At 50.9% G+C, this 13777-nt stretch carries 13 protein-coding genes; all 13 read left to right on the forward strand.

Annotated elements, in window-relative coordinates:
• Nucleotides 1-12: 12 nt before the first annotated feature.
• Nucleotides 13-891, forward strand: coding sequence for a coiled-coil domain-containing protein (locus EV209_RS14510; RefSeq protein WP_130436192.1), 879 nt, complete (start codon nt 13-15; stop codon nt 889-891).
• Between the two features lie 97 nt (nt 892-988).
• Nucleotides 989-1459, forward strand: a complete 471-nt coding sequence (locus EV209_RS14515; RefSeq protein ID WP_130436193.1) for a hypothetical protein — start codon at nt 989-991, stop codon at nt 1457-1459.
• Nucleotides 1413-2405: an ABC transporter permease gene (locus tag EV209_RS14520; protein ID WP_130436194.1), complete on the forward strand. Its 993-nt coding sequence runs from the start codon at nt 1413-1415 to the stop codon at nt 2403-2405. The genes EV209_RS14515 and EV209_RS14520 overlap by 47 nt, the downstream gene beginning before the upstream one ends.
• A 24-nt stretch (nt 2406-2429) precedes the next feature.
• Nucleotides 2430-3311 carry a diadenylate cyclase CdaA gene (gene cdaA / locus EV209_RS14525; RefSeq protein WP_130436195.1) on the forward strand — a complete coding sequence of 294 codons (882 nt, stop codon included), beginning with the start codon at nt 2430-2432 and terminating at the stop codon, nt 3309-3311.
• Entirely contained in the window at nt 3289-4677 is a 1389-nt protein-coding gene (locus EV209_RS14530; protein ID WP_130436196.1) for a CdaR family protein, read from the forward strand. Before cdaA ends, EV209_RS14530 begins: the two co-directional genes overlap by 23 nt.
• A gap of 52 nt (nt 4678-4729) precedes the next feature.
• Nucleotides 4730-4993, forward strand: coding sequence for an HPr family phosphocarrier protein (locus EV209_RS14535; RefSeq protein WP_130436197.1), 264 nt, complete (start codon nt 4730-4732; stop codon nt 4991-4993).
• A gap of 15 nt (nt 4994-5008) precedes the next feature.
• Nucleotides 5009-6394 carry an O-antigen polymerase gene (locus EV209_RS14540; RefSeq protein ID WP_130436198.1) on the forward strand — a complete coding sequence of 462 codons (1386 nt, stop codon included), beginning with the start codon at nt 5009-5011 and terminating at the stop codon, nt 6392-6394.
• A complete protein-coding gene (locus tag EV209_RS14545) occupies nt 6387-7622 on the forward strand; it encodes a lipopolysaccharide biosynthesis protein (protein ID WP_130436199.1) in 1236 nt (411 codons plus the stop codon). Before EV209_RS14540 ends, EV209_RS14545 begins: the two co-directional genes overlap by 8 nt.
• Nucleotides 7606-8517 carry a glycosyltransferase family 2 protein gene (locus EV209_RS14550; RefSeq protein WP_130436200.1) on the forward strand — a complete coding sequence of 304 codons (912 nt, stop codon included), beginning with the start codon at nt 7606-7608 and terminating at the stop codon, nt 8515-8517. Before EV209_RS14545 ends, EV209_RS14550 begins: the two co-directional genes overlap by 17 nt.
• A gap of 97 nt (nt 8518-8614) precedes the next feature.
• On the forward strand, nt 8615-9172 hold the full coding sequence (gene rfbC, locus EV209_RS14555; protein ID WP_130436201.1) for a dTDP-4-dehydrorhamnose 3,5-epimerase: 558 nt from the start codon (nt 8615-8617) through the stop codon (nt 9170-9172).
• 16 nt (nt 9173-9188) lie between these two features.
• Entirely contained in the window at nt 9189-10547 is a 1359-nt protein-coding gene (locus EV209_RS16510; RefSeq protein WP_207220617.1) for an ABC transporter permease, read from the forward strand.
• Between the two features lie 17 nt (nt 10548-10564).
• Complete coding sequence (locus EV209_RS14565; protein ID WP_130436270.1) at nt 10565-11281, forward strand: ABC transporter ATP-binding protein; 717 nt, start codon at nt 10565-10567, stop codon at nt 11279-11281.
• 25 nt (nt 11282-11306) lie between these two features.
• Nucleotides 11307-13766 (forward strand): glycosyltransferase family 2 protein, encoded by a 2460-nt coding sequence (locus tag EV209_RS14570; RefSeq protein ID WP_130436202.1) that lies wholly within the window; start codon nt 11307-11309, stop codon nt 13764-13766.
• Nucleotides 13767-13777 lie beyond the last annotated feature (11 nt).

A 13777-nucleotide genomic window follows, 5' to 3' on the forward strand; every position in this document is an offset into this window, starting at 1 on the left:
GGAGGGAGCGAAATGGCGAAAAACGATTTGTTCCGCGTGGCGCTGTTTGGAGGTTTTAACAAAGAAGATGTCCAGGAATATATGAAAACCCTGGAAAATGAAATAGAAGCAATAAAGGTTCTCCATCAGAAGGAAAAGAATGAGCTGCTGCGAAAGATAGAAGAGGGAAAAACTGCCGCAGCAGAGAGTGAAGAGCTGGAGGCTTTAAAAGGGGAGCTGGAGAAAAAAGCATCAGAGGCTGAAAGCCTGCGTTCTGCTGTTTTACGGAAGGAAGAAGAGGCGGCACAGCTGCAAAGAGCGCTGGATAAGAGCGCCGAGGAACATACACTTCTGGAGGAAGAACTGAAAAAACAAAGAGAAGATCCTGCCGACGAGAGAGCGCAGCAGGAACTGGCAGAGCTTGAAACAGAAAACCGCCGGCTGGAAAAACAGCTGGAAGAGGCGGAGAAACGTTTGCTCAAGCTGGAGGCGGAGGCAGAACAGCTGCGCGAGGAAAAAGAGCAGGAGATTCTGGACAGGGAAACCATTGCAAAAGTACTGGAGGACGCCTACAGGAATGCGGATCTGATCCGGGAAGATGGGGAAAAGGAAAGAGAAGCAATGCTGAAAGAAGCGGTTGCTGAGGCTGAGAAGCAGCGGGAAGAAATCGTTTCCAAAGTGAATTCCGAGCTGGAAGCCAAAGGAATTCAGCTGATGGCTGCGAAGCACAAAATAGAGCACTATATGAAGGAAGTCAACAGTGCGCAGCAGGGCCTTTACAATATTTATATGCGGATGAACAGAATGATGGAAAATATGCCGCTGCGGCTGGATGATTACTGGAAGGGCGATCAGTACAAAGTGATGATTCAGAAGAAAACGGAAGAGCCTCAGGAGGAAAAAACGGAATAAACATTATTTTTACAAGAAAAAATGAAATTTATCCTATTATCCTGCCTGAAAATATGGTATACTTCTAATATCTTCTGGTAATAAGAAAGGGGATATTGTGGTCCGGGAAGACAGAATCAAGCTGATGGTCAAGGCTGCGGTTTACGAAAAGAAAGAAGAAAAAGATGCTCTTTCTGTAGGCAAGTACAGAAAGAAGGATTATGTATTCCTACAAATGCTGAAGACAGCCATTATGTCGGCTGTAGCTGCTCTGATTCTGGCGGCATTGTGGTTTTTTTACCAGCCGGAATCCTTTTTGGATGAAATGAAGCTTCATACGCTGCTGCTGGTATTCGCGGCCGTATGCGGGCTGGCGCTGCTGCTGGTGGCGGCTTATCTAATGGCCGCATACTTTTTTTACAGCAGAAAATATGACCGCAGCAGAGATAAAAACAGACGCTACGGGCTGTTGCTGAAGCGCCTGTATCATCTGTATGAGACTGAGGAAAAGACAAAAAAGCCGGCAGGAGGAAAAAAATCTGATGATGAGTTTGCTGGTTCTGAGGGAACGCCTGAGAACCTTTTATAGTAAATATGATTTGTATATTCTGGCAGTGCTGAAATTTGCGGTGACGCTGACAGCGCTGCTTCTGATCAACCAGAATCTGGGCTATGTGCCGCTGCTGCGAAACCCTGTTATTGCGGCTGCGGCTGCGTTGCTGTGTGCGTTTTTGCCTGCGGGTGCTTCGGCTGCCGCTGTGGGAATTTATATTCTGATTCATCTGTCGGCAGTTTCCACAGAGGTGCTGCTTGTGGCAGGGGCGGTTCTGGTTCTGATGTTTTTGCTGTACTTCAGCTTTAAGCCTGGGAACGGCTGGCTGATGGTGCTCACGCTGATCGCCTGCTATCTTCATGTGCCAGGCGCTTTGGTTCTGGTTGCCGGACTGGCTTTTTCACCGCTGGCGGTCATTCCCATGGTTTTTGGGCTGGTGCTGCATCAGTTGGGGGAGGCTGTCCTGCGCAATTATTCCATGCTGAACGCTGTTGCCGCGGACGCCAACTCCATGCAGAAGCTGACGCAGGTGCTGAACGGACTAGTTCAGAACCAGTATCTGATCCTGTTTGCCGCTGCGATTGCGCTGACGGTTTTGGTGGTTTATATCATCAGGAGGCTTTCTGTAAGCTATTCCTGGGTGGTTGCCTGCATTTTGGGGATATTGGCGTTTCTGGTGGTGACCCTGACCGGGAATCTTGTTTTCGATATTTCAGTGCGCATCCAGGATGTGTTTATCAGCGCTGCGGTAGCGCTGGTTTTGGGGGCGGCGGCTCATTTTATGATGCTGACTGTGGATTATCAGGGGACGGAGTATGTGCAGTTTGAAGACGATGACTATTACTATTATGTGAAAGCAGTGCCAAAGCTTTCTGTGAGCGTGCCGGACGTACGGATACAGAAGATTAACGCCCGTAAAATCGTGCACACCCAGTCCGGAGAAGGAAGGGAGCAGGACAGGCAGCGGACAGAGCAGAAGTAGGGGATAAAAGGCAGGGAGGATAACGTGGAATTTTATCAGAACTTTATCAGATTTTTCCAGTCAAAATGGTTTTGGCCGCGGATCAGCGTCACCGATGTCATAGAGATCGTGATTCTGGCGTTTGCGGTTTACTATGTTCTGCTCTGGATTCAAAAGACAAAGGCCTGGGTCCTTCTCAAGGGCGTGCTGGTGCTTGCGGTGTTCTTTTTTCTGGCGGCAATTTTCCATCTGGATACCATCCAGTTTCTGCTTTCTAAAATTCTGAACCTTGGAATTATCACGCTGGTGGTGCTGTTTCAGCCGGAGATTCGCCGGGCTTTGGAACAGCTGGGAAGAAAAAATCTGATCAGCGGATTCTTTACAGCAGATGACGGAAAAAACCTGAACGAGCGGTTCAGCGACCAGACAGTGGAAGCCATTGTGCGGGCCTGTTATGAGATGGGGCGCGTGAAAACCGGCGCTCTGATTGTAATCGAGCAGGAAACCCCTTTGGGTGAGTATGAAAATACCGGGATCCCATTGGACGCCCTGGTAACAGTACAGCTGCTGATACAGATATTTGAACATAACACGCCGCTTCACGACGGCGCGATCATTATACGGGGGAACCGGATTGTAGCAGCTACCTGTTACCTTCCGTTGTCGGATAATATGGACATCAGCAAAGAACTGGGGACCCGGCACAGAGCCGCCCTGGGCATCAGCGAGGTAACGGACAGCCTTACGATTGCCGTATCTGAGGAGACCGGCCATGTTTCCCTGGCAGTGGGCGGAGAGCTGTTCAGAAATGTGGACAGTGATTCTCTTCGGGCAAAACTTCGGTTTATCCAGCGGAAATCCATAGATGTGAAACGTTTTAAAATTTGGAGAGGAAGGCAGAAAGATGAAAGAAAAGCTGCTCAATAACTGGGTATTGAAGATCTGTTCGGTACTGGGCGCAATCCTGATCTGGCTGCTGGCGGTCAACGCATCCGATCCCGTTACAGAGACAACAGTAAAGAACGTCAAGGTGAAAATACTCAACGAAGAAGCGGTAACCGGCAGCAATCTGGCATATGATATTGTAAAAGGGAAAACAGTGGATTTTATTCTGCAGGGGCCGAAAAGCGAAGTATCCAAGATCAGGTCGGAGGACTGCAGCGCTGTGGTGGACTTTAAACAGCTGGCAAAAGATCCTTCTCTGGATGATACAGCGCTGCGCAATGTGCTGATCAGCTATAACACCAGTTTTTCCGGCGGAGTGCGGGTGAGCCGGATCAGTACGGAGGTCATGCAGATCAGGCTGGAAGAGATAAAATCCAAAGAGTTCGTAATTTTGCCGCGCTATAATGCGGGAGACCTGCAGGAAGGGTATTCCATGGACGAGGTGCTGGTGACTCCGGAAAAGGTGACGATCAGCGGCCGGGCCAGCCTGCTGGATAATATCAGCAGCGCGGGAGTGGAACTGGATGTGGAGGATCTGACTGATAATGCCCAGGTGGAGGCGCCTATCTATTTCTATAATGCGGGAGACAACAGGATTTCCCTGGAAGAGGGAGACCTGATCAGCATTTCGGCTACTGTGGCCGGCGTCTCCATGTCAGTTCAGAAGATCAAAGAGCTGACGCTGGATTACAAGGTATCTTCAGAGCCGGAGGACGGCTATCGGTGCAGCGAAATTATCAGCACGCCTCAGAGCCTGCGGGTGAAAGGCAGCCAGGCGGTTCTTTCCAAGCTTTCCACCATCACAATCCCTCCCGAGGTGCTGGACATTACAGGAGCCAGGGAGTCCAAAGATTTCGAAGTGGATATTACGCCTTATCTGCCGGTGGGAACAGAACTGGTGGATCCATCGGAAAATATGGTTAAGTTCCATATTGAAATAGAACCGGTCAGGAGCAGGACACTGCAGATTGACGCAGATCAGGTGAGGCTGAATGGAGGCAGGCTGAATTTCCGCTATGAGCTGATATCCGGCCGGATATTAGTGGAAGTATCCGGCCTGCAGGTTGATCTGGATCAGATTGATACCGGCAAGCTGGTTCTGACAGCTGATATAGGCGATCTGGAAGACGGAGTGCATGATGTGGCAGTTTCTGTACAGCTTCCGGAAGGGCTGAAGCTGGAGAATGAGCCTAAGCTGAAGCTGCGGGTGGTGGATCCCACGAAGCCCACGGAGCCGTCTGAAACAGAAACGGAAAGCAATTCGTCTGAAACACCGTCCACAGCGCCCGCTGCTTCGGAAACGGAACCGGAAGAGACATCCAGTTCCGTACATACCAATCCGGCCTGACGGATAACAAAAAAGACCCAATGAAAAAGACAGACAGAATGGAGGAGATCATATGGTAAGCCAGAGGATTATCGTTAAGAACCCTACGGGGCTGCATTTGCGCCCGGCTGGGATACTGTGCAGGGAGGCGATGAAATTTCAGTCTTCAGTGACGTTTTCTTTCAGAAATACGACGGCCAACGCGAAAAGTGTTCTGAGTGTGTTAGGCGCCTGTGTAAAGAGCGGGGACGAAGTGGAATTTATCTGCGACGGGCCCGATGAAAATGAAGCGCTGGCTGCGATTATTAAAATTATCGAAGATGGCCTGGGCGAATAAGGGGGGCGCGACTGGATGGGTATAAAACTGAAACAGAATGCAATGCTGCTTTTCTACATCGTTTTGTATCTTGCCGCAATTATCTTCAGCAAAACCGGACAGCATTTAGCTTCCGGTCTTTTGCTGTTTATGGCGGCAGTCGGCTTATTTCTGCACTATTTTCTGAAGACCGGCCAGGTTGTGAATATGCCCGGCCTGCTGTCCCTGTCCTGGGTGGGCGGTCAGGCGGTTGCCAGCCTGAAGCTCAGCTCTCTTCAGAGAGACTGGTCCTGGACCACCTGGCTGTGTTTCTTTTTATTTCATGTCTGTTTCCTTGCCGGCTACTCCTGGATGGAAGGCAGAAAAATACGGACCCGGAAGGCAGGTGGCGGGCTTTGCCGGATAGTTAAGTTTCTCCGTCCGGCGCGGGATCAGGAAAAGCAGCTCCGGCGGCTGTTGGCAGGAATCATTGCGGTAACAGGGATATCTGCCGCGGCTTTTTTACTGGAGGCGGCGGTGCTGGGGTATATTCCGGTATTTGTGAATATGGACAAGCCCCACCTCTATTCAGAGTTCCATATTTCCGGAGTCCATTATTTTACAGTGAGCTGCGCTCTGGTGCTCCCCTTTACTTCCCTGTATCTCTGCCTGAAAGGGATCAGGAGAACGCTGCAGGATAAAGGCCTGACGGCGCTGCTGGCAATCTGCAATTTAGCGGCCCTGGCAATCCCGGTGCTCTGCATTTCCAGGCAGCAGCTGATCATGTCCTTCGGCGTGTCTGCCATTGTGATTCTGAAATTTCACGGAAGAATCCCGGGAAAGCAGCTGGCGGCTGTGGGCGGGGGCGCGCTGGCTGTGCTTTTGTGCGGATATCTTGCGCTCACCTATTTCCGCGGGTTTGATGCTTCCATGCTGAATGAGATGGCGGAAATGAAGGATCAGAACATGCCTCTGCTGGTCACCCAGCCTTATATTTATATCGCAAATAATTATGAAAACTTTGATTATATGGTGGAACATCTGCCAGGTTTTACTTTCGGGGCAAAACAGCTGTTTCCGGTATGGGCATTTACAGGCCTGAAATTTGTCATTCCGCAGTATACGCAGTTTCCTCTTTATGTGACAAAAGATATCCTGACCACGCTCACTGTTATTTATGACGCGTATTACGATTTCGGTGTGGCAGGGGTTGCTGGGTTCGGCCTGCTGCTGGGCGTGTTATCCTGTTGGCTGAATTGGCTGGCCGGGTTGAAAAAGAACCCTGTGGCATTTCTGCTTTACGGGGAAGTGGCGATCTATCTTCTGTTGTCCTTCTTTACCACCTGGTTCAGCAATCCTACCATATGGTTCTGGATCGGGTCCACTGTGATTTTGTACTGGGCGGTGGGATTTGAAAGGCGCAGGGAGAACGCACATGAATAAAAAGGATTTTCTATGGAATATGATAGGCAGCGGCCTCTATGCGGCTGTGACGTTTATTTTTACGGCTCTTGCCAACTGGCTGACTGATTCGGCCAGCGCGGGATTTTTCGCGATGACCTTCACCACTGCACTGATGATGCAGCCTCTGGGAATTTTTGAAGTGAGGCCTTTTCAGGTAACAGATGTCCGATTTAAATATCAGTTCGCCCATTATTTTTCATTCCGCCTGGTCACCTGCGCCCTGTTTCTGATGGCAGGCATGGTCTATGGTTTTATCACCGCTGACGGCGTGGGAATGTTTATTGCTGTGATGATGGTGTTTTTGTTTAAATCTGCGGACTGTGTGGGGGATGTGTTTGAAGGGGAGTTCCAGCGGCGTGAGAGAATGGATATCGCCGGAAAATCCCTGGCATACCGGATGGTGCTGGTTATTGCTGCTTACTGCATTACAATCGCGCTGACGAAAAACATTCTGGCAGCGGTGACGGTTACGGCGGCGGCAGCGTTCGTGGGATTTTTCCTGTTTGATATACGGTGGATGAAGCGTTTTTCCGGGATCAAGCTGGAATTTTCTTCCGACCAGGTCCGGGCCATCCTGCAGGACTGCCTGGTGCTCTGCCTGTCTTCCCTGATGTGTTCCTATACCTGGAACTGCAGCAAATACGCTGTTGAGGCGGTGATAGGGAACCAGGTGGCGACGATCAGCTATAATATGCTGATGATGCCCACTCTGGCAATCAATCTGGTGAGCGGTATTATATTTAAACCGCTGCTGACGTCTCTGGCGCTGAAATATGCCCAGGGCAGAATAAAGGAATTTTATGGCGTGATCAGAAAATTGCTGCTGGGCATCAGCCTGCTTACCGGAGCTGCTCTTGCAGGCGCTTTCCTGTTGGGTATTCCGGTTTTGAGCCTGCTCACTCCGTATTCGCTGAGCGGCTACCGCGGAGTACTGCTGGTGCTGGTGCTGGGGAGCGGGTTTACCGCGGTGACGGTCATCCTGTATTATGTGCTGACCGTGATGAGAAGACAGTACCTGATTTTCTTCGGATATCTGTTTGTATTCCTGCCCTCCCTTGTCATTCCCAAAATGCTGACAGAAACAGCCGGATTTTGGGGGGCTGCTTCCAGCTATGCAGGTTTGATGGCATTGCAGTGTATCGTGTTCTATGGGATGATCCGCCATACTTCCAGAAAAAGGGGGGCGTCAGATGAGACAGACAGTTGACGTGGTAATACCGGTCTATCAACCGGATGAGAAATATGCCCGGCTGCTGAAAGGGCTGGCGGGACAGACTTATCCTGTGGAACATATCTATGTGATGAACACAGGAGAAGCATATTACAGGGCGTCAGAGTACCCTGCGCCGGAGAATATAACAGTAAAGCATCTGACTACAGCGGAATTTGACCATGGAGGGACCAGGGACCGGGCTGCCCGGATGGGGAGCAGCGACCTGGTGCTGTTTCTGACGCAGGACGCTGTTCCTGCGGACAGGAATTTAGTGGAGAACCTGGTCCGCTGTTTTGCAGACCCGCAGGTGGGGGCTGCATATGCCAGACAGCTGCCTGCGCCGGACTGCGGAGCCATTGAACGTTACACCAGACAGTTTAATTATCCGCCGGAGAGCCGCAAAAAAACAAAGGCAGATTTGGAAGAACTGGGAATTAAAACATATTTTTGTTCTAATGTCTGCGCCATGTACCGTCGGGAGGTCTATCAGGAACTGGGCGGTTTTCCGGTAAAAACGATCTTTAATGAAGACATGATATTTGCAGCGTCTGTGATTCAGTCCGGCAGGGCGGTAGTCTATGCCGCGGACGCCAGGGTGGTGCACTCCCACAATTACTCCGGGCTGCAGCAGTTTCACAGGAATTTTGATATGGCAGTTTCCCAGGCAGATCATCCGGAAATTTTTGCCGGATTGAAAAGTGAAGGAGAAGGGATGCGCCTGGTGAAGAAAACCGCAGGCTGGCTCCTGGGACATAAACCCTGGCTGCTGCCCCAGCTGATCTGGGTCAGCGGGTGGAAATATTTTGGGTACCTGCTGGGAAAACGTTACAGAAAGCTTCCGAAAAAAGCAGTGCTGTGGTGCAGCATGAACAGCCGCTACTGGAAATGAAAGGTCTTTTCCCTTGACGAAAAAGACAGAAACGGGTATAGTATCTTTAGTATATTGCCGGCGTTTTCCGGCGGTAAATGGAAGGAGAATTCAGATAATGGGCAAGATTACAGTGACAAGATGTCCGATTGAGGGGCTCTGCGTAATAGAACCAACAGTGTTCCGGGATGAAAGAGGCTATTTCGTGGAGACATACAATTATAATGATTTTAAGGCCGAGGGACTGGACATGGTATTTGTGCAGGACAACCAGTCCATGTCCGCCAGGGGCGTGCTGCGCGGCCTGCATTTTCAGAAGCAGTTTCCCCAGGGAAAGCTGGTGCGCTGTATCCGCGGCGCTGTATTTGACGTGGCGGTGGATCTCCGGGCCCATTCAAAAACCTATGGCCAGTGGTATGGGGTAGAACTCACCGCGGAGAATAAGAAACAGTTTTATATTCCGGAGGGATTTGCTCACGGATTTCTGGTGCTCAGCGATGAGGCGGAGTTCGCATACAAATGTACTGATTTTTATCATCCCGGGGATGAGGGAGGGCTGCTGTGGAGCGATCCTGAAATCGGTGTAAAGTGGCCCGTTGAAGAGGGGATGAATCTGATAATTTCCGAGAAAGACCAGAAATGGAAGGGCCTTTCAGAAACATTCCACTTTGAATGATCGGGGAAAATAGACTATGAAACTGACGAAAAAGGGACTGCAGAAAGGCTGCCTGGCTGTACTTGGGGCATATCTGCTGTTTTGTGTTCTGTTTTTGCTGATCGCGCGGGATCAGATTGATTTTGGCGGCATGACGCAGAAAACTTTTGCCGAAGGAGAGGTACAGGGGGCGGGAACCGCCGGGGACCAGATTTTTTCTGTCCCAGCGGGGGCCGATTATCTGGACCAGATTCAGCTCACTTTTGTGAAGACAGGGCGCCAGAAACAGGAAGAGCAGGACGTGCGGGTGACAGTAACAGACCTGCAGGAAAACAGGGTTCTGCTGGAAAAGAAGGAATCCCTGGATAAAGGGGACGATGGGAAGACTTACACGCTGCATATCCGCGAACGCCTGGATGGGCAGGGCGGTGAATATCTTGTACATGTGGAACCGGAACGGGTGGAACAGGAAGAGGCTTATCATGTGATCAACACTGGTTACAGGTCCTACAGCTCTTTGCGGTTTGTATACCTCCCTGTGCTGGCGGCGGTGCTGGCGCTGATGGTTTTGTACATGTTCCGGATGGTCCGGTGCCTGGAGTCGGGGAAGAAATGTCTGGGAACCTATTTTGTGATGACTCTGTGCAGATATAAATTCCTGATCGAACAGCTGGTTTCCAGGGATTTTAAAACAAAGTATAAGCGCTCTGTTCTGGGGGTATTCTGGAGTTTCCTGAATCCTCTTTTGATGATGATCGTTCAGTATGCGGTGTTTTCCAAACTGATGCGTTTTACAGTGGAAAATTATATCGCGTATCTGCTGATCGGTATTGTTCTCTTCAATGGCTTTTCAGATTGCACAAACCAGTCCATGCGGGCAATCGTGGGAAATGCCGGGCTGATCACAAAGGTTTATGTGCCAAAGTATATATACCCGGTAACAAAGGTGCTTTCGGCGGGTATCAATATCCTGCTTTCCATGATACCTCTTTTGCTGGTTTCTGTCTGTACAGGGCTTGCGCCCAGCGCGGCATGGCTGATGCTGCCTTTCGGACTGGTGACGATGATGCTGTTTATTATCGGAATGGGCTTTATTTTATCCAGCCTGATGGTGTTTTTCCGGGATATCGAGTTCCTGTGGGGCGTGCTGACCACGGCGTGGATGTATGCCACCCCGATTATTTATCCTATTTCCATCCTGCCGGATTTCATGCAGAAGCTGATGATATTCAATCCGCTGTACCATTATATTAATTTCTTCCGTACAGTGGTAATCGACATGCAGTCCCCGGAACCAAAAGCCTACGCGGTGTGTCTGGGCATAGCGGTGGCGGTGTGCCTGGCGGGCATAGCGGTATTCCGGAAAACGCAGGATAAATTCGTATTGTATATTTAGGGAGCCTTTTTATGGATATGATAAGAGTGGAACATGTTTCCATGTGTTTTAAAATGGCCAATGACCGGATCAGCAGCATTAAAGAGTTCATGACTGCCCTGCTGAAGCGGAAGCTGAAATTCAAAGAATTCTGGGCTCTGCGGGATGTGAATTTTACGGTGGAAAAGGGAGACGTGGTTGGAATTATCGGCCGCAACGGCGCGGGCAAGAGCACGATCCTGAAAATCATCTCCGGAATCCTAAAGCCCACTGAGGGCAGGGTGGTCCGCAGCGGGAACATTGTTCCCATGCTGGAGCTGGGTTCAGGCTTTGACTACGACCTGAGCGGAAGGGAAAATATTTTCCTGAACGGAGCGATCCTGGGGTATTCCAAAGAGTTTCTGGAGGCCAGGTACGATGAAATTCTGGCGTTTTCGGAGCTGGGAGAGTTCATTGAGATGCCGATCCGCAACTATTCCTCCGGCATGCTGATGCGTCTGGCTTTTTCCATCGCTACAGTGGTGGAACCGGAGATCCTGATCGTGGACGAAATCCTGGCTGTGGGAGATGAGAATTTCCAGAAGAAGAGCCGGGCCAGAATGCTGGAGCTGATGAGCGGGGGCACCACGGTGCTTTTTGTTTCTCACAGCCTGGAACAGATCCGGGAAATGTGCAATAAAGTGGTCTGGCTGGACGGCGGGACAGTGAAGCTGATGGGAGCGACGGAAGAGGTCTGCGATCAATATAAACTTTGATCCCGGACGGATGAGGTAAAATGCAATGAGATATAAACAGCATGTAGATGTAATGCGCTATGACGATCTGAAGCAGATTCTGCAGGTCAATGGCTGGCTGATGTTTCAGGACGGAAGAAAATACGAGCTGGAGGCGCGGGTGGACGGCAAAAAGGTTCCCTGCAAGGTTCAGTGGGGAGAGCGGAAGGATGTGCTGAAGCTCTGGAAAGGGGACGGAACTCCCCGGCAGTCAGGGTACAGGCTCGCTGTACATATGGGAGAAGACGCCCAAAGCCTGGAACTGTGGGTGAAGGCAGAGGGAATTCATCAGATGATTGCCAAAAAAGGAAGACGGGAGCTGCTGAGGGTGATCAATGCCCCCAGCATCCGTTATTGTCTGGATATTAAATGCATCCGGGGCAAAAAGCTGCTGCTGCAGGGCTGGACAGTCAGCTGCCACAATGAGGATGTGAAGATTCAGATGGAGGACGAGACCGGGAGAAAGGTCCCCATCAAACTGGTGAGGCGTTCCAGGCTGGATGTGCTGGAAATGTTCCAGGGGGAAATCGACACGTTAAAGTGCGGATTTAACCTGGAAGTGGCGGAAGAAGCGGAGCCTTTTTATTACCTGGTGCTTAGCGATTCCAGCAGCGTGCTGAAAATTCTGCTGGACAGAGAGAAAATCAAGAGGCAGCAGAAGCTCCTGAATTCCTACCCGGCGCGCTTCATAAAGGAAGCCCGCGCCAGGGGGATGAAAGCGGCGCTGAACAAGGCATACCGGAAGCTGACCGGCCAGGAAGCGATCACTTATGAAAAATGGTTTGCATTGCATAAGGCGTCCAAATCCCAACTGGAAGAGCAGAGAAAGGCAAAGTTTGAATATGAACCGAAATTCAGCATAGCCGTGCCCCTGTACCGGACGCCGGAGAAGTATCTTCGGGAAATGATCCAGTCCGTGACAGACCAAACCTATGGAAACTGGGAGCTCTGTCTGGCTGACGGAGGAGGCAGAGAAAACAGTGTGGGCGCTGTGGTGCGGGAATATTCAGAGAGGGACAGCCGCATCCGGTATGTGCAGCTGGAAGAAAACCTGGGGATTGCCGGGAATACCAACGCTGCCCTGGATATGGCCCGGGGAGATTTCCTGGCCCTTCTGGATCATGACGACCTGCTGGCGCCGGACGCTCTCTATGAATGTGTGAAGGCGGTCAACAGCAATCCGGGAACGGATATTGTCTACACGGATGAAGATAAAATCGATATGGAGGGGAAACATCATTTTGACCCTCATTTCAAGCCGGATTTCAATCCGGACCTGCTGCGGTCCAACAATTACATCTGCCATTTCTTTACAGTCAAACGGGAAATCGCGGAAAAGATCGGCGGTTTCAAAAGCGCATATGACGGAGCCCAGGACTACGATTTCATCATACGCTGCACGGAGCAGTCCGAAAAAATCGTTCATGTGCCCAGAATCCTGTATTATTGGCGGGCCCATCCCGCGTCCACGGCTTTGAACCAGGACAGCAAACAGTATGCCTTTGACGCAGGAATCCGGGTGCTGGAGGACTATTATGCCAGAAAAGGCATTCCGGCGGAAGTGAGCCATGGGGCTTCACCGGGGATTTACAGGACGGTTTACGGGCTGGAGCAGGAGCCGCTGGTGTCTGTTCTGATCCCTTCGAAGGACAACCGGGAGGATCTGGACCAGTGCCTGCGATCTATCCTGGAGAGAAGCGATTACAAGAACGTGGAAGTGATCGTGATTGAAAACAACAGCGTGGAACCGGAAACCTTTGCTTACTATGAAAAAATAAAGAAGAAATATGCCGGCCTGAAAGTCGTCACCTGGAAAGGGGACGGGAAATTCAATTATTCCGCGCTGAATAATTTTGGCGCGTCAGAGGCCAGAGGAGAGTACCTGCTGCTTCTGAACAATGATACGGAGTTCATAGACGCGGAGAGCCTGCGGGAGATGGTGCGCATAGCCCAGCGCCCGGAGGTGGGTATTGTGGGAGCCAGGCTCTGGTATCCTGACCGGACCCTTCAGCACGGCGGCGTTGCGGTAGGAATCGGGGGAGTGGCAAATCACATCCACCAGGGGCTGCCGGAGGGTGAGCCGGGCTACATGAACCGCCCTGCCTGTACGCAGGATCTGAGCGCTGTGACCGCCGCCTGCATGATGGTGCGGAAAACATTGTACGAGGAGCTGGGAGGGCTGACGGAAGAGCTGGCAGTGGCTTTTAATGACATTGATTTCTGTCTGAGGGTCCGTGAAGCGGGGTATCTTATTGTATATGACCCTTATGTCCAACTGTACCATTATGAATCCAAGTCCAGGGGCAGGGATGACGACAGCCCTGAAAAAATTGAGCGCTTTGCTGATGAGACAGAGTATTTTCAGAGGCGCTGGGCGCGTTTCCTGGCGGAGGGAGATCCCAATTATAATCCGAATTTTTCGCTGGAGACAGCGGATTATTCCCTGAGAGAGCATAACCAAGACTGACAGAGAGGAAG

Source organism: Cuneatibacter caecimuris (genome assembly GCF_004216775.1).
GTDB lineage: Bacteria > Bacillota > Clostridia > Lachnospirales > Lachnospiraceae > Cuneatibacter > Cuneatibacter caecimuris.